The organism is Marinoscillum sp. MHG1-6 (assembly GCF_024714475.1).
Lineage (GTDB): Bacteria > Bacteroidota > Bacteroidia > Cytophagales > Cyclobacteriaceae > JAMZMI01.
The window spans coordinates 108,732-128,348 of sequence record NZ_JAMZMI010000009.1 but is presented as its reverse complement, the minus strand read 5'-3'; the positions used below and the strand labels follow the sequence as shown (position 1 = coordinate 128,348).

Genomic DNA, 19,617 nt, shown 5'->3' with positions numbered 1-19,617 from the left:
TTTGATACCTACAATAATGAACGCCCATAAAAACCATAAGCTGATGCTCAGCGCTCTTTTGTTCTTGATATTGCACGTGTCTGAAGCACAGGAATATTACAATATCATGGATTACGGTGCCAAAAGAGACGGTAAGACCAAAGCAACAGAGTCTATTAGAAAGGCAATCACAAAAGCTGCTGAAAATGGTGGTGGAACCATTTATTTTCCTGCGGGAGACTATTTAACCGGGCCAATTCACTTAGAAAGTAACATTACTCTGTTTATTGATGCAGGGGCTTACATCAGGTTTAGTGATGACTTTGATGACTATTTGCCTTTTGTGCAATCACGCTATGAGGGAATTATGGTTAAAAGCTTTTCTCCATTGATCTATGCTTATGAGAAGGAAAACATTGCGATTATTGGTCGTGGAACCATCGATGGTCAGGGGTTGAAGTGGTGGCATCAGACCGAGCGCCTGCAAGGGAAAGATGCTAAACGCGTAAAGTATCAGGACATGCATGAACAAGCCAATCAGGATGCGATCAACCTACCTGACGCTCCACATATGATCAAGAGAGGCTTTTTGCGTCCTCCATTCATTCAGCCTATGTTTTGTAAGAATGTGAGAGTGGAAGGGATCACTATCAAGAACTCTCCGTTTTGGACAGTTACTCCTGAGTTTTGTGAAAATGTAACGATTACGGGTGTTACCATCAACAACCCACCATCTCCAAATACAGATGGAATCAACCCCTCATCATGTAAGTACGTGCGCATTTCAGATTGTCATATCAGCGTGGGAGATGATTGTATTACCATTAAGTCAGGAAAGGATAGTGATGGAAGAAGAATGGCGGCTCCGGCGGAAGATTATACCATAACTAACTGTACGATGCTTTCCGGTCACGGAGGAGTGGTGATTGGAAGCGAAATGTCAGGAGGGGTTAAAAAGATTACCATATCCAATTGTGTATTCGATGGTACTGATAGAGGCATTCGCATAAAATCTACGCGAGGAAGAGGAGGTGTTGTGGAAGATATAAGGGTGGATAATGTGATCATGAAGGATATCAAAATGGAAGCGATCAAATTAAATATGTTTTATTCCAAAACAGATCCTGAGCCTGTTTCTGAGCGCACTCCAATTTTTAGAAACATACATTTCAGTAATATCACAGCGGATGCCAACAAGGCTGTTGTCTTGATTGGATTGGAAGAGATGCCAATCGAAAACATCACCTTTAATAACATTCGTATGACGACGAATGAAGGCGTGAGCATCAAAGATGGTAAACGAATTGAGCTGCACGATGTAACCATTAACGCCAGTTTGGGAGCAGCCATTGAGATTGAAAGTTCCAGTGATATTGAGATTGATGGATTTAAGACTTATGATCACCAGGAAGGACGACCTTCCATTGAGTTGAATGATGTTGAGAATGTTTTCATTCGTGATAGCCGGGCCACTGAGGAAACAGATGTGTTTCTGAAGGTTTCAGGTGAAAACTCTAAAAGTATTTTTATGACTGATAACTTTTTGAACTCAGCTGAAGTTCCGGTACAAGTCGCGCCTGAAGTAAAAGAATCGATCATTCTAGAATGAAACTTAAGCTTATGCGAAATACCCCAATACTGATACTCTTATTTGTATTTTTTCTGTTAGGTGCCTGCAAGGAGCGCAAAACAGAAGAAGTCTACTATAGGCTGTGGTATGACGAGCCGGCTGAGGCATGGACGGAGGCCTTGCCTATTGGAAATGGTCGGATTGGTGCGATGGTGTTTGGAGGAGTTGAAACAGATCGGATTCAATTCAATGAGGAAACACTTTGGACAGGAGCACCCAGAGACTATAACAGAGAAGGGGCCGCTGATTATTTGGAGGAAATCAGAGCGCTACTTTTTGCAGGGAAACAAGACGAAGCCGAAGCGCTTGCTGGGGAGCACTTCATGGGAAAGATGAGCAACGAGGATGAGTACCCTCAGCAATTGGCGACTTGGCTAACCAAAGTTAAAGGCGATGAAAGCCTGATTTATGCGTCACCAGATTTTGATGATAGTGATTGGGGAGTGATGACCTTTCCTAATATTCAGGGTTGGGAAAGTATCGGCTTTGAGGGGCTTGATGGGACAGTCTGGTTGCGCTTCACTTTTGATCTTCCTGAGGATTGGAAGGACAAGGATCTGGTATTAAACCTGGGAAGGATAAGGGACACGGACATCACTTATTTCAATGGCAATTTCATCAATTCAGAAGACAATAAGAATGCTCATCGGAGATACAAAGTGTCAGCCGCCGACACCGGCCTAGGAAAGAATGTTGTTGCCATCCAGGTGCTCAACTTTTATGATAAGGGTGGATTGGTGGGTTTCAAAACAGGGGAGCCCATGGTCATCTATCCGGTAGGAGAAGAGATGGAGAATGGAATTCCTCTTGATGTAGAGTGGAAGTACTTTATTCAGAACAGTCAGGTTCCACAATATCCAAAATACCAGGAGTCATACCAACCTTTTGGGGATTTGTGGCTGGAATTCGAAGGACAGGAGCATATTGAGAATTACACCCGTGAACTGGATATAGAAAATGCAATGGCCAGGACCAGCTATGAATCAGAGGGAGTGCGGTATACCAGGGAATATTTTGTAAGTGCGCCCGATCAGGCATTGGTTTTACACCTTGCTTCTTCAGTGCCCGGTAAACTGAACTTCAAGGCCTCTCTCACGAGTCTTCATAGAGATTTTGAGATAAGGAAAGTGGATGATCGGGTAATCATGCTACTGGCGAAGGTGGAGGATGGTGCCTTACATGGAGTCAGTTACTTGAGATGTGAAAGTCCGGAGGGATACATTTCCGTTATAGGTGATATACTAACAGTAGCTAATACCAATGAGGCTACCTTGTATCTTACAGCTGCTACTAATTACAGGAATTATAATGATGTTTCAGGGAAGCCTGAGGTAAAGGCAATGGATGCTTTGAACCAAATAGAGGTTGGTGCATATGATAAAGTTAAAGCTACTCATATTGAGGATTACCAAAAGCACTATAACACTTTTGACATTGATTTAGGGGAGAATAGGCTTGACTCGCTAACGACCGATCAACGAATAGTAACGTTTAACGAAACTCAAGATCCATCCCTGGTTGGACTGTATGTTCAATATGGACGATATTTATTGATTTCATCTTCCAGACAGGGCACCAGACCTGCTAACCTTCAGGGCATCTGGAATGAAGAGTTGACACCTCCTTGGGACTCAAAGTATACCTGTAATATTAATCTGGAAATGAACTACTGGCCCGCAGAACCATTAAACCTTTCGGTGATGCATGAGCCACTTTTTGAGCTGATTGAAGAGGTTGCAGAAAGAGGTGCTAAGACAGCCAAAATACATTATGGAGCCAATGGGTGGGTACTACATCACAATACAGATTTATGGAGAGGTACCGCCCCCATCAATAACCCAAATCATGGGATTTGGGTAACTGGCGGAGCCTGGCTGTGTCATCATCTTTGGGAGCATTATGAGTTTACCCTGGACACAACATTTCTAAGAGAGAAGGCCTATCCGCTAATGGCAGGTGCAGCAGAGTTTTTCATCGATTTTCTGGTGGAAGATCCAACAACCGGGTACCTGGTAAGTGGGCCTTCGAACTCACCTGAAAACGGTGGATTGGTCATGGCCCCCGCAATGGATCATCAAATTGTGCGAGAGCTATTTCGAAATTGCCTGGATGCTGCTCAGATTCTGGGTATAACAGATGACCTTACACGTCAGATAGAAGAAACGCTTCCGAAAGTAGCCCCTGATCAGATTGGGCAATATGGTCAGCTGCAGGAGTGGTTGGCAGATAAGGATGATCCTGAAAATCATCATAGGCATGTGTCTCATCTATGGGCCGTATACCCGGGAGAGGAGATTAATGTGAAAACACCCGAATTGATGGATGCAGCCATCAAGTCTTTAGAATTTAGGGGCGATGAGGGAACAGGATGGAGTCTGGCATGGAAACTCAACCTTTGGTCCAGATTCAGAGAAGGCAATCATGCATGGAAGATGGTGAATACCTTGTTAAGCCCTGCCTGGGTAGAGAGAAGTGGCAGGGGAGGTTCCTATGCTAACTTGTTTGATGCACATCCTCCATTCCAAATCGATGGCAACTTTGGTGCTTCCGCAGGGATATTAGAGATGATTGTTCAAAGTCAAAATGATAAGATCGTGTTGCTGCCTGCATTGCCTGATGCCTTGGGAAATGGAAAGATAAAAGGAGTCAAGGCCCGTGGAGGCTATGAGTTAAATATTGAATGGTTAAATCATGAGTTGGAGAAACTTTCCATTTATTCCGTATCAAATGGAAAATGCATGATTGAATATGAAGGAATTTCAAGGGAAATACCCATGAGGGCAGGAGAGTCTTATTTGTTAGATCCACAGTTGAACTGGGTCATAAATAAATGAGAAGGAAAAAGGCTGATGTAGTATCATCTGCTTATAGGTGTTAAATAAACACTTGTTGTCATAATCTCAATATTCGTCGAAATTGCGTAGAAAAAATTGATGAGTGAGTAAAAAATAGTAACTTTTGTTAAACAATCAGATAATCAGACAGGATAGTGCAGGACGGCTAGTGCAGCTATATTCAGGAATTTAGATATAGGAATAAATGTACTTTTAACATTTCTTGATCAAAGTGAGCAAACGTTTGTAATTTTTTTAAAGGATGTTGCCATTTGATGTAAAAATGAAAGCAGAAAATTCCCGAGTGAACCGAACTACTAGATTTTATAAACAAGGATGAACCAAAACTTACGGATTTTATTATTAGTACTAGGCTTTTGTGCAATCGTTGGCAATAATTATGCAAACGTTTTAATTGAGCAAGATTCATATGTACTAAAAGGGCAAGTGATTAGCTCTGATGATAATGCTCCACTTCCAGGTGTGACCATTATTATTAAGGACACTCCATCAAAAGGTACGGTTACCGATCTTGATGGTAATTTTTCTTTACAGGTAAATGATGAAGATGTACTGATATTCTCCTACGTAGGTTTTGTAACGCAAGAGGTTCCGGTTTCCGGTAAAACTGAAGTAAATGTAACGATGCCCCTGGACGTTGAGTCCCTGGATGAGGTTGTTATCGTAGGTTATGGCGAGCAGAAGAAAGCTAATTTGACTGGCGCAATTGTCTCTGTAAAACCTGATGAATTAGAAGATATTCCTACAGGTAATTTGGCTCAGACATTAGTTGGTAAGCTAGCCGGTGTCCAAGTAAGTCGAAATGGTACTGGTGCTCCCGGTGTACCATCACCATTGATCATTAGAGGGGAAGATGCATCTGGAAATATTCAAAGACAGGTATTATATGTAATTGATGGGGTCATTTACACTAATGAACAGGACGGCACAGGACCTTCTGGAGATGAAATGTTTAATAGACTAGACCCTTCCGAAATAGAAAGTATTTCAATCCTAAAAGATGCAGCCGCTGCGGTTTATGGTGCCCGAGCTGCAGGTGGAGTAGTGGTGGTTAAAACCAAAAGGGGCAAGGCAGGCAAGACTGTAGTGAATTATTCAGGTTCAGTTGGAGTTGGGCAACCTACTCAGATTCCTAAAATGCTTTCCGGTTATGAACATGCCTCCATGTTGAATGATATCGCAATTGGCGAGGGAAACCTTCCTGGTGGTCGTCCTCCGAGAGCAAGCGATTTGTTTACAGAAGAAGAATTGGAATTGATCAAAACCAGGGATTACGATTGGTTGGATGATTTGTTTAAAGCCGCTATTACGAATAGACATACACTGAATGTTTCTGGTGGTTCTGAAAGAGTACGATATTTCGTTGGCGGAAACTATTACTACGAGACAGGGAATTTTGATAACCTGTGGTACAGAAGATATGGTTTGAGATCAAATATTGAGGCTGATCTAACCAAAGACCTATTGTTTAATATTGGGATGAGTTTTAACGAAGGGACCAGAAAAGTTCCTTATGTACAGGGAGATGACGGTAGGTTGACAGGATGGTTTAAAACACCTTTAACCGCACCAAAATGGGTTCCTGCTATAATGGATGGAAAACCCGTAGATATAGGTTATGCTAACAACCCTTATGGGTTGTTGGAGTCTGGTAGTGAGCGATTTAGTGTTAGTAATAATACTAATATTAATACAAGTCTGACTTATGATGTTCCCTTTGTAAAAGGTCTTAAACTCAACACACGATTCTCATACAACTTAAATACTTCTACAGGTTCCAATCATACAACGGCTTATGAGGTTTATTCTTTGGAAAGAATTGCAGGAACTAACAATAACAAGTTGCTTTTTGAGGAGACGCTTTCCGCAAATGATCCCAGGACTATAAATGTTCCTGCGATTTTGTCCGAAAGTTGGGGCAAAGGTGTGAATTATCAATTGAATACCTCCATATCATATGCCAACAACTTTGGTAAACATAATTTGAACGCATTATTGGTATATGAGCAGGCCGACGGACAATCACGTAGTTTATCTTTCAACCAAACCGGAGCCTTAGTCGACGGTTATCCCTATGTATGGGCTTATTCAGCAAATAATATAACAAATAGAGGTGATTACGATCAGACTGGCCGTTGGGGTTTAATTGGTAGGTTAAACTACGACTATGATGGAAAATATCTTTTTGAGTCAGCCTTCAGAGGAGAGGCCTCCAGCAAATTTGCTAAATCTGAGCGTTTTGGATTCTTTCCTTCTGTTTCATTGGGTTGGGTCATTAGCGAGGAGTCGTTTCTACGTGATAATGTCGGTTTCATAGATTTCTTAAAGATCAGAACCTCCGTTGGTATTGTCGGAAATGATAATACCAGACCTTATGAACACAGAACGGCATTTATACCGGAAGCGCAAGCTAATGGTCCGATTTTCGGAACAGGCAATGGATCCCTTTCTAATACAGCTCAACCCAGACTGAATGGATTTACGGTGCCATCACGAACATGGGCTAAAGTTAGAAACCTGAACGTCGGGCTTGATGCACGAGTTTTAGATAATAGACTGAGCTATACTTTTGAATATTATTACAACAAAACATACGATGCTTTTGATCGGGATAGAACCTATCCGTTTGTTCTTGGGAATGACAAGCCTCCATTTGAAAATTACAAAGTTTCATATTCAACTGGTGTAGAATTCATGCTTGGTTGGTCAGAAAAGGTTGGTCAGGATTTTGGATACTCTTTTGACGCCAACTTCAGCACTAGAAAGAGTAGACCTGTCAAATTGTATCAAAACCCTGCCGTATTAGGCACCTGGGTTGATGAGAGAAAAAATCCGGATAGTAACCAACCTGGATACTTTGCATTGGGCATCATCCGTGATGCAGAGCACCTTGCCGAGGTAGAACAGATGTATCCTAACCAGCCGAGAGATGCAAATGGTTTCTTGTTGGTCGATGGTAAACCACTGACTCCGGGAATGATTTATTATGAAGATGTGGGTGGCCCGGATTATAGCCGTGAGCCAGATGGAATTATTGATGGAAATGATAGAGGAATTATTGCCAAATATACGGATGCACCATATAGTTATGGGTTTACGCTTGGGGCGTCATGGAAGGGTTTTAAGGTATCAGGTTCTTTTGGAGGAGTATTTGGTCATAAGGTATTTATTACAAAAAATGAGCAGGCCCTACCTGAGGTTGATGAGAATGTTTATTCCTGGTGGAGTGATTATTGGACAGAGGAAAATACAGATGCAAAACTTCCGCGTCCCTATGGGTATGGGTATGAAGGAGAGCACTCCACATTCTGGATGAGAGATGGGCATACTCTAAGACTCAACTTCCTGAATTTCTCTTATCAAATGCCTAAACCGATTTCAAACAGACTTAAACTGAATTCATGGAAATTCTATGTTTCTGTGACGAATGTATGGACAATCGTCAGTCCTTTCGACTACAAAGATCCAGTTGTTAGCGAAGGTTATGATTACCCTTTGGTTAGAACGTTTAACATAGGAACAAGCTTTTCACTTTAGTAGAATATGAGACATTTCAGTAAAATACTTATTGCTGTTTTTATTACGCTTTCAATCAACTCATGTAATCAGGTGCTTGATACGGAGGATCAGTCCGCAGTTGATGAGGTATTGTTATTTAATGATGATGGGCTGGCTGTAATGTATTTAAACAGACTATACTTATCTGTTTTGCCACCCAGGTTCGATATGCTTCGGAATGCAGATTTGACTACTGATGGGACTGGTGGAGGACAATACATGACGGGTATGTTACTTGATCCGGTAGAAGGGACAGATGATACACCTGGAGCTTATAACGTCACGACCTTTGCCAATATTCGGAACATTATACTTTTCATTAATGGTGTGCTTGATGGAAATCTTGAAGAAGTCTATAAGGAAGAGCTTTTGGGACAAGCCTATTTTCTGCGAGCCTATGTGTATTGGGATTTGGTATTGTATTACGGAGGAGTCCCTATTATAGATAGAATATTGGATGTGAATGACGGTGCTGCTGGAAATTCTTTCCCCAGGTCATCTGCCAAGGAGTGTGTAGATTTTATCGTAGCTGATTTAGATAAATCCATTGAGCTTTTGAGTAGTAAATCAATGGAATTTGGAAGAATCACCGCCTCAGCGGCAGCGGCACTAAAAGGCAGGGTTTTGATGTTTTATGCCAGTCCGCAGTTTGACCCTAATGGGGAAAATAGCGTGGATGGAATCAGCGCAAGATGGCAAGAAGCCTATCAGGCAAACCTTGAGGCAAAAGATATAGCTGAAGCGGCCGGGCATGATTTATATCCGGATTATGCTAATATTTTCATCAATGAAGATAATGAAGAGGCCATTTTATTTACAAAGTTTACCGTTGGCTTGCGTTCTCATGGATATGACAACTCTGTAAGGCCTTTCTCTGTTGCTAATACCTATCAAGGAAATGGCACCCCTACCTGGGATTTTGTAAAAGCTTTTACAATGAAAGATGGTTCGCCGGCTACTCAAGGTGCTGGTTATGACTCAGCTGAGTATTGGGTTGATAGGGATCCAAGGTTTTATAATATTGTAGCTTACAATGGATCCGAGTGGAAGTTTTCCGGACGAGCTGACGACTACCAATGGACCTACCAATATAATTCCCAAGAGGGAGGAAGGCTACCCAATACGGGTTTTTACTTACGTAAGAATGTAAATACCAGCATTCCAAAAACAGAGTCGAACGCTGTTGGGACAGACTGGATTGAAATTCGATTTGCCGAAGTGTTATTGAATTTAGCTGAATGTGCCAATGAGGTTGGAGAAACATCAATAGCCCTTGATCAGCTGCGCAGAATAAGACAAAGAGCCGGTATTGAAATGGGTGCCAATGATTATGGATTGACGCTGAATGGTACTGACAAAGCGACGCTTCGAGCGTTGATAATGAACGAACGCAGAATCGAGTTGTGCTTTGAGAATAAAAGGCATTTTGACCTGCGACGAAGAAACATGTTTATTAATGGATTGAGTGCGGTGGGAAATGGTATCAACGGATCCAGAAGAACAGGAATACTCACTGAAGTTGATACGGCCTATATCAGTACGATCAATCCGGATCTGGACACCATTCCTAATGGGATAAACAAAATGGTTGCAGCCGTGGGATATTTTGAAGCAAATATTCAGGATACCGTGGACTGGAGCAATCCGGTTAACCCAGGCCTTTATTTCAAGTATTCCCTGGAGTATAAGGATAACGAAACCAGTCAGATCAATTATTTACAGCCAAAGTATAATTTCTACTATTTGCCAACAAATGCGACTGTAAGAAATGAGAATTTGATTCAGACAAGGGATTGGTTGGATGGAGATTTTGATCCTTTAGTCGAATAAGAAAACAATGAATAGCAATACCCTTAAAACTACAATATGATGAAAACTCGAACTTTACAATTTTTATTGAGCCTGATATTTTTAGCAATATCTAGTATAACGTTTGCGCAAACCGACACCACCATAATTCTGAACCCGGACAACTTTGTGCCGCATGAAGATGGGTACTATGTGTCGGGTGCTGATGTTGATAAAGTGGGGAATGATGGTATACCAGAACACTATGATGGCTGTGAGGATGCTTATGGTGATGCAAGTCACAATGAAACTGGCATTCAAAACGGTTGGACCTATGAAAATGTGATCATTTTCAATGATTGCCAAGATGATGAAATATCGGTTGCAGCGGGATCTACTATTAAGGGGACTCAACCTGTAAGTGATTGGCCTACATCTGAAAGTATAATTCAAATAACTAAGCTAAAAAAACTCGATTCTGCAGACATGACATTTGGTTATATCCAAAGTCCTGCATTCTCTAACATCAAATCATTGACGGTAAAAGCAAGTACTGATGTTTCTATCAACGGAGGTCGTGACATTTTCTTTTTAATAGAAATATCTCGTGACGGTCAGGTGTGGAGTTATTTAGATTATTCTGAAATCCCTGGAGGGGATGCATTAGCTGACGCATTTATCATTCAGAAAATGACTAATCAGGGTGGAGATATCCATACTTATACTTCTGGTAATTCGGATTTTGATGCGATCAAAGCCATTTCCGAAAGTGCTGATTCAATCATGTTAAGAATTGTTTCCTTCCCTGATTTGGACCGATCAAAAATTGATGGAGAGCGTTTGAAGATTTGGGAAATGACGATTGAGGCTCAGACAGTAGTCCCATCTTCAGGTGGACCAGGAGACACAACAGCACTTGCAACTTCAGTAGATCTTACACAAGCACCATACAGAATTGTGAATGGAGAATTTGAGTCTCTGTGTAATGAGAAGCTCTACGTTTACAGGCTTTCAGGTGCACTCGTTGGCACAGGAAATAATGTGAAAATACCAAGCAGTAAAGGCTTGTTTATCATCAAAACTGAGAGTGGTTTTGCGGAGAAAGTCTTTATAAAATAATACCACAGATGAATGAGTGAAAACCCATTCATCTGTTACCCTTTAATAAGTTAATACTCAACTAAACAACTAAACCGAGAATTATGAAATCTGGAATTTTACGTTCGATTCTTTTTGCCGGTGTCCTTTTGGGACTACTTGCGAAAACGAATGCGCAGCAGGTTCACCGGGTGCCTAGTACGGTCCAAGGTGTGCCTTATTTAGAATCCTTCATAGAGGATATAACTAAATGGCAACCTGGTGATGTCATTTTATTGATTGATGAGGAATATACCTTAAATGGTACAGTCGACTTCTTTCAGGATGTAACTATCGTCGGAGATCCAAGTCTTCCGGAAGCTCCTTTGTTGTATTGTTATGACAATGGATTCAGAGCAAAAGAAGATAGTATTGATATAACCTTGAAGAATCTTCGTATGGATGGATATGATCCTAATGATGGAAAGTATGCTCCGTATGTACTTAGATTTGATCAGTTTGATTGGAAATACTTTAAGAATGTCACACTTGAAAATGTCGAAGCATGGGATTTTCAAGGGGGTATTCAGCTTTACAAGAACAAAAATGGATATTATGAGTCGTTGACGCTGGACAATGTCTATTTCCATGATATGGCGAACCAGTTTGCGGTAGATCCATTCCTTAATGTGGTAAAAGAGCTTTCAGTAACTAATTCAACTTTCGCTAATGTTTTTGGATTTTTAAAGAACCCATACTTCAATAAGGATGGAACTGGTGCTCATCTATTTCAGGAACAGAACTTCTTAGTCGAAAACAATACCTTCTACAAGGTAGGAGGAAATGGAGGAGCTTTGATCCAAATCAATGACCCGAATGACAACTCGGTTACATTAGACTTCAATTCCAATATTGTAAGTACGGTTATTGACCCTGATTTTTCGCGACCATTCTTGATTAACGCTGATGCAGGAACATTCACTTTTGACAACAGTGTCGTGCATAACTTCACATCTCTAAGAGATAACAGCAAGTGGAATCTTGATACTGCTGCTCTTCAGGCGAATGTGACTTTGACCGCTATTGATAAAAATGATCCTGGTTATACCAATCCTGATAACGGAGCTTTTTACACAACCTTAACTATCGGAGATCCGGAATGGAGCCAAAGTGCAAGTAGCGTGAAAGATCTTGAAGCTTTCATTGAAGATACCAGCTTATGGTCTCCGGGAGAAACTATTCTTTTGACTGAGCCTGAGTACCATGTGTTCGGAACAATTGACATCTACCAGGAGATCGTGGTAGAAGGAGCAGATGCTAATAATCCTCCGATCATCTACATGTACGATGCTGGTTTCAGAGCCAAAGAGGACTCCATTGGTATCACGTTGAGAAACATGATCCTGGACGGAGAGCCACCAGCTGATACAGATGGTAAAAAAGGTACCTATGTATTGAGATTTGACCAGGGAGGCTGGTTCAATGACTATGATATATTAATTGAGAACGTTGAGGCTTATGACTTCAACGGGGGTATTCAGTTGTACAAAAACCAGAGAAAACACTACAACAGTGTGGTTATGGATAATGTATACTTCCATGACATGTTAGGAGACTTCGTTTTGGACCCAAGACTTTGCTGGGTTGAGAACACCTCCATTACGAATTCAACATTTGCCAATGTGAAGGGCTTTATCAAGAACTTCTACAATGACAATGATAACAACAACAGCAATCCATGGGATAGTCTGACACAGACGGTATTCATCGATCACAACACGTTCTACAATGCTGCCAGTGATGTCTTCATTCAGCAGAATGATGGTAAAGATGGATCAATGGATTTTACATTCACTAACAACATTGTGAGTGGATTGTTGGATGATGTGAATAGCCGTCCATTCAGAATCAATGAAGAAGTAGGAACGGTAAGTATCCAATACAATGTCTTCCACAACTTTGAATCATCGAGAGTAGATGGTAGTGGCAACCTGGCTTATAACCTGGATTCAGCAGCAAGACTATCTAACGTAGATACGATGTTCATCAGCTTTGATGATCCAAGATACACGGATGCGGATGGTGGAGAATTCACACCTAAAAACTTTGATGTTTACGATGCTGATGATGCAGGTGGACTATTGGGAGACCCAAGATGGGACAAAGGACTGGCACCTCAGGATTTGGATCTTGAAACATTTATTGAGACGCCAAGTCTATGGACTGCTGGTGTTCCGATCATCCTGAATGAGCCTGAGTACCATGTGTACGGAACGATAGATATCTTCCAGGAGATCGTAGTAGAAGGAGCAGATGCTAACAATCCTCCAATTATCTACATGTACGATGCTGGTTTCAGAGCCAAAGAAGACTCTATCGGTATCACGTTGAGAAACATGATCCTGGACGGAGAGCCACCAGCTGATACAGATGGTAAAAAAGGTACTTATGTGTTGAGATTTGACCAGGGAGGCTGGTTCAATGACTATGATATATTAATTGAGAACGTTGAGGCTTATGACTTCAACGGGGGTATTCAGTTGTACAAAAACCAGAGAAAACACTACAACAGTGTGGTTATGGATAATGTATACTTCCATGACATGTTAGGAGACTTCGTTTTGGACCCAAGACTTTGCTGGGTTGAGAACACCTCCATTACGAATTCAACATTTGCCAATGTGAAGGGCTTTATCAAGAACTTCTACAATGACAATGATAACAACAACAGCAATCCATGGGATAGTCTGACACAGACGGTATTCATCGATCACAACACGTTCTACAATGCTGCCAGTGATGTCTTCATTCAGCAGAATGATGGTAAAGATGGATCAATGGATTTTACATTCACTAACAACATTGTGAGTGGATTGTTGGATGATGTGAATAGCCGTCCATTCAGAATCAATGAAGAAGTAGGAACGGTAAGTATCCAATACAATGTCTTCCACAACTTTGAATCATCGAGAGTAGATGGTAGTGGCAACCTGGCTTATAACCTGGATTCAGCAGCAAGACTATCTAACGTAGATACGATGTTCATCAGCTTTGATGATCCAAGATACACAGATGCAGATGGCGGAGACTTCACTCCTAAAAACTTTGATGTTTACACTGCGGATGATGCAGCTGGACTTTTAGGAGATCAGGAATGGGACAAAGGATTGGAGCCTCAGGACTTAGATCTTGAAGCGTTCATTGAGACGCCAAGTCTATGGACTGCTGGTGTTCCGATCATCCTGAATGAGCCTGAGTACCATGTGTACGGAACGATAGATATCTTCCAGGAGATCGTAGTAGAAGGAGCAGATGCAAACAATCCTCCGATCATCTACATGTACGATGCTGGTTTCAGAGCCAAAGAGGACTCTATCGGCATTACATTGAGAAATATGATATTGGACGGAGAGCCACCAGCTGATACAGATGGTAAAAAAGGTACCTATGTATTGAGATTTGACCAGGGAGGCTGGTACAATGGCTATGATGTATTGTTGGAGAATGTTGAGGCTTATGACTTCAACGGAGGTGTTCAGCTATACAAAAATCAGAGAAAACAATACAACAGTGTGATTCTTGATCGGGTTTATTTCCACGATATGCTGGGTGACTTCGTATTGGATCCAAGGTTGAACCACGTTGATACCACTGCAATTGTTAATTCAACATTTGCCAATGTGAAGGGCTTCATCAAGAACTTCTACAATGACAATGATAACAACAACAGCAACCCATGGGATAGTACGAGACAAGCGGTTTATATCGATCATAACACCTTCTATAATGCTGCCAGTGATGTATTCATCCAGCAGAATGATGGTAAGGATGGATCAATAGCATTCAACTTTACCAACAACATTGCGAGTGGCCTGCTTGATCACGTAAACAGTCGTCCGTTCAGAATCAATGAAGAAGTAGGTACAGTGAATCTGTCCAACAACGTTTTCCATGACTTTGAGTCATCAAGAGTAGATGGTAGTGGTAATCTGGCATATAACCTTGATTCAGCCCAAAGGTTATCGAATGTGGTAACTGCCAACATCAGCATGGATGATCCGGAGTTCCTTGGACCTATCAACTATACACCATTGAATACTGCTGTTTTGACAGCGGATACAGAAGGTGGTCAACTTGGTGACCCAAGATGGACATTGCAGGATGGTATCCCGGCATTCATTTCTATCATTACTGCACCAACTGATGTAGTTGAAGATGATGTGATTGAGTTTGTGGCTGATGCGAATGTTGCAGTGACCTGGATGGTTCAAAATAACTTCAACGGTACTGGTGGTCAGGCGATCATCAATTCCAAAACCGGGACCTTCTCTGCGGTTTCTAAAGGAACAGTTCTCGTTATTGCTCATAATGAAGCTGAAGGAGTTTCTGACCAGATTGAAGTGGAGATTTCAGACAGGTATATTCCTGTTCAGTTTATTCAGTTGATTGCTGATGCTGCGTTAATCAATACGGCCGGAGTGAGCAATATTGTAGCTAACATTCTACCAATTGATGCTTCTGATCGTAGTTTGACATGGGGCGTAAGTAATCCTGCTGTGGCCTCATTTACTCAAAGCAGTAATGATGCGATTCAGGTGAACCCGATTACTTCAGGTAGTGTAGTAGTATTCGCGACAGCTGATGCGGATGGATTGAATGCAACATTAAACCTTCAAATAGATCAGGCGGTGACGGAAATTGTCATCTCTGGAGGTACATCTGTAGCTGCTGGAGCTACTCTACAACTAATGGCAGATGTGGGTCCCAACGATGCAGCTGATAGTACATTGACATGGTCTGTTGATAATGATGCGTTGGCATCTATTGATGCAAATGGTTTATTAACTGCGATTAGCGCAGGTTCAGTTATGGTAACTGCAGCCGCTACCGATGGCTCAGGAGTAACTGGAACCTATGCAGTGACAGTGACGGTCGCAGTGGCGAGTGTTACAGTTTCAGCACCTGATACAGAAGTTTCTGTTGGAGGAACTCTGCAATTATCTGCAATCACATCTCCTGGAGATGCAGCTGATGGATCAGTGGTGTGGTCATCTTCGGATGAGTCAAAAGCAACCGTTGATGCAAATGGTTTAGTTACAGGAGTAGCAGTTGGAGCGGTTGATATCATAGCGACAGCAGCCGATGGTGCTGGTGCTTCAGGTTCTGTTAGTCTGACTGTGGTTGAAGCCCTTGGGTTAACACCAGTTGCTGATTTGGCAACGCTTTACCCGAACCCTGCAGTTGATATTATTAACGTAACCATTGATGGTTCAGCACAAGTGAAACTGATCAACTTGTCAGGACAGTTATTATTGTCAGAAGCTGTTAAAGGTAGTACTGCGTTTGATATAAGTTCTTTTGAGCCAGGACTTTACGTATTGAAGGTAACTACTAACGACGAGATCCAAACGATCAAGTTTGTTAAGGAGTAGTTTGTAGTTTTTGGTTTCCATTGCGAAACCATAGGTTCATCATATATCGATACCGCCTTTATGGCGGTATCGATTTTTATACTTAAAAATGATCAGCGATGGTTAGACATATTTCTTTAGTGATTCTCCTATTTTTCTTATTGGATGTAAAGGGTCAACAACTGGCTTTTCCGGGGGCTGAGGGCTATGGAAAGTACACCACAGGAGGTAGAGGTGGTAAGGTGGTACAGGTGACCAATCTTTTAGATAAGGATCGAAGAGGGGCAACGGAGCCCGGCAGTTTGCGTGCCGCATTGGCTACTCCGGGAAGTGATCCTATTACAATAGTCTTCACAGTTTCGGGAATCATAGAGCTAAGTGGGGAGCTTAGAGCCAGTAGATCAAATATGACCATAGCAGGTCAGACTGCTCCAGGGGATGGTATTTGCATCAAGGGAAACACGATTAATTTAGGAGGGAGTAATAATGTAATTATCAGGTATTTGAGGTTTAGACCTGGCGATGAGAGCCAAACAGAAGTTTCGGCGCTGAGGTTTGAAAATTCTAAAAATATTATCGTTGATCACTGCTCAATGAGTTGGTCTGTCGAAGAAACCATGGGTAGTTACGACAATAAGTACACGACTGTACAATGGAGTATTTTGAGTGAAGGTCTATATAATTCCTTTGACCCAAAAGGTGCACGGGGGTATGCTTCACAATGGGGAGGGCAATTTGCTTCCTATCATCATAATTTCCTTGCTCATAATAACAGTAGATCTCCGCGAATAAATGGATGCAGGGCTCACGATACTTTAGCTATTCAGGATTTTCGAAATAATGTCATATTCAATTGGGGTGGAAGTGGTGCGATTTACGGCGGCGAGGAAGAAATAGAAGGTGGAAGGTGCGAAGTGAATTGGATCAATAATTATTATATACCAGGTCCCGCCAGTGACAATGGTTTTTTTGCCCGACCTTCCTATGAAAGTGCAGTCAGTGCTACAGGTTTTGCTTCATGGTACGTTGACGGAAACGTGATGGAAGGAGTTGTAGGAGGTATTAATGATGATAATTGGACAGGTATAAGATTAGATTATATTGAAAGTGCGGGAGGTAATGCCGACAGCATACGGTCGGATTCAAAGTTTGTGTATGAAAACTCCGAAATCCAGCTAGAAACAGCTTTGCAGGCCCGTTATTCAGTGCTGGCTGATGCAGGAGCAAGTCTCCCTGTCAGGGATTCAATTGATATGAGATTGGTTGAAGAAGCAAAGGGTGAAAGATCATTAACCGGAAACGGAATCATTGATAGCCAAACTGAGGTTGGCGGATGGCCAACATATGTAAACTGGTTTCCTCCAATCGACACCGATAATGATGGGATGCCTGATGAATTCGAAACAGCAGAAGGTCTCAACCCTGAAGACAGCACTGATGGAGCTATGATTGCCTCCGATGGATATTCTTATTTAGAGCATTACCTAAATGCTATTTCAGGTAAAGTAGGGAGCGCGAACGACCCTACACTTTTGGCCAATGAAAAACAAATAAATCCTCAACAGCTTCTTTCTGTCTATCCCAACCCTTCTTTTGATAAGGTTAAGATCAATTACCCTATTGGAATAGAGAAAGTAGAACTGGTAGATATTGGAGGCAGAGTTGTGAGAGAACTTGCTGTTTATGGCAGATCAACGGTCGCTCTAAGTCTTGGAGATTTAAGAAATGGTCTGTATGTGGTGCAAGTCACTTTGGTAGATGGATCCACTATCCAGAATAAACTTGTTAAAAAATGAGGGTTGTTTTAATACTCATTTTGTTGATTGGCATATGTCTACCCACTAGGGCACAGGTATTTGATGCTATCGTAGCTAAAGATGGAACAGGCAATTATACAAGTATTGTTCAGGCGTTAAAATCAAGATCAGTTACCCAGCGATTATTCATAAAAAATGGTGTTTATGAGGAAAAAGTATCCATTTCTGCAACGAAAGATGGGATTAGTTTAATCGGTGAGAGTGTTGATGGAGTGATCATTCAGTGGGATGACTATAGTGGAGATATAGATGGCCATACCACTGGAACGTCTTACACATTATCAGTTCAGGCGGATGATTATTACATGGAAAACATCACCATTAAGAATACCGCCGGCAATGTTGGTCAGGCAGTGGCGATACACACTGAAGGACAGCGAATAGCTGTCAAAAATTGTAAGTTCATCGGTTTTCAGGATACCTATTATGCCGATGGCGCCGGGTTAGTTTATAATCAAAATTGTTACATAGAAGGAGCTACTGACTTTATTTTTGGAGATGCCACAGCTGTATTCGATAGTTGTGAGATCAGATGTGTGAATGGAGGTCAATACATTACCGCTCCGGCAGATACTAAACTCACTTCCACAGATACTGATGTCAATACGGTTTATCACGGATTACTTTTCAATGGATGTAATATCACCTCGAATAATGATGTGTCAGCTGACTCTTATTATCTGGGTAGGCCCTGGCAGCCCAATGCATCCTCCGTCTATATTAATTGCACCTTAGGTGCTCATGTTAAAGCGGAGGGATGGTCCATCTGGAATGATAATAATCATTTGAGTGGCACTTATGCTGAGTATCAAAGTATCACCCCGGCTGGAGATTTGGTGGATACTACCAGTCGGGTGGACTGGAGTAAACAATTGACTACTGATTACGCGAACACCTATTATAACCTTACTTATTTTTTGACGAAAAATGCTCAACCCTGGGACTATGATGCTCCGGGTACAGCGCTATCATCACCAGGAGGTTTAAGCATGGATGGCTATGGAGCCGAAGATAAACCAGTTATTTCATGGAATTCCGTTACAGATGCCATTGGGTATGCTGTTTTGCGCGATGGAGTCGTGGAAGGTTTTACTGATTCAACTTCCTTTATGGGAGGGGTGGTGACTGGCTCGGTGGAGTATAGCGTTAAATCTGTTACAGAAAGTGGCGCTTTGAGTGGGGTATCCGATATTCTGGTAGTTGATGAAAAAGAAATTACACTAGACAATGAGAAGTCCATGGAACAATCCTGGGTGATACGAAAGGGTAGTGAGGTTGAATTACTGCGCAGGGCCGATGCTTTGGTATATTCTTTGAACGGAAGATTGGTACAACAAGAAAAAAATACGCAGAACTTCAAGTTGGCGTCAAATTTGCATGGTGTATTTGTGGTTAAATGTATTTTTGACACTAAAACAGAAATTTTCAAAATACTGCTTTAGATATTTAATGAAATTCATTTTACCATTCAAAAAATAACTGTTAATTAGAGAAAAGTAATT

General features: G+C 41.6%; 8 protein-coding genes. All 8 read left to right on the top strand.

Annotated elements, in window-relative coordinates; genetic code table 11:
- The first annotated feature begins 16 nt into the window (after positions 1-16).
- The gene (locus tag NXR94_RS16375; RefSeq protein WP_258105758.1) at positions 17-1,588 is read left to right on the top strand and encodes a glycoside hydrolase family 28 protein; all 1,572 of its coding nucleotides are present in this window, start codon (positions 17-19) and stop codon (positions 1,586-1,588) included.
- Positions 1,585-4,443 (top strand): glycoside hydrolase family 95 protein, encoded by a 2,859-nt coding sequence (locus tag NXR94_RS16370; protein ID WP_258105757.1) that lies wholly within the window; start codon positions 1,585-1,587, stop codon positions 4,441-4,443. The genes NXR94_RS16375 and NXR94_RS16370 overlap by 4 nt, the downstream gene beginning before the upstream one ends.
- 447 nt (positions 4,444-4,890) lie before the next feature.
- Positions 4,891-8,001, top strand: a complete 3,111-nt coding sequence (locus NXR94_RS16365; RefSeq protein ID WP_258105756.1) for a TonB-dependent receptor — start codon at positions 4,891-4,893, stop codon at positions 7,999-8,001.
- A 6-nt stretch (positions 8,002-8,007) separates the two neighbouring features.
- Positions 8,008-9,852 (top strand): RagB/SusD family nutrient uptake outer membrane protein, encoded by a 1,845-nt coding sequence (locus NXR94_RS16360; protein WP_258105755.1) that lies wholly within the window; start codon positions 8,008-8,010, stop codon positions 9,850-9,852.
- A gap of 36 nt (positions 9,853-9,888) precedes the next feature.
- Complete coding sequence (locus NXR94_RS16355; RefSeq protein ID WP_258105754.1) at positions 9,889-10,929, top strand: hypothetical protein; 1,041 nt, start codon at positions 9,889-9,891, stop codon at positions 10,927-10,929.
- An 83-nt stretch (positions 10,930-11,012) separates the two neighbouring features.
- Entirely contained in the window at positions 11,013-16,319 is a 5,307-nt protein-coding gene (locus NXR94_RS16350; RefSeq protein ID WP_258105753.1) for an Ig-like domain-containing protein, read from the top strand.
- A gap of 98 nt (positions 16,320-16,417) precedes the next feature.
- Positions 16,418-18,094: a T9SS type A sorting domain-containing protein gene (locus NXR94_RS16345; RefSeq protein ID WP_258105752.1), complete on the top strand. Its 1,677-nt coding sequence runs from the start codon at positions 16,418-16,420 to the stop codon at positions 18,092-18,094.
- On the top strand, positions 18,091-19,557 hold the full coding sequence (locus NXR94_RS16340) for a pectinesterase family protein (RefSeq protein ID WP_258105751.1): 1,467 nt from the start codon (positions 18,091-18,093) through the stop codon (positions 19,555-19,557). Before NXR94_RS16345 ends, NXR94_RS16340 begins: the two co-directional genes overlap by 4 nt.
- Positions 19,558-19,617: the final 60 nt, after the last annotated feature.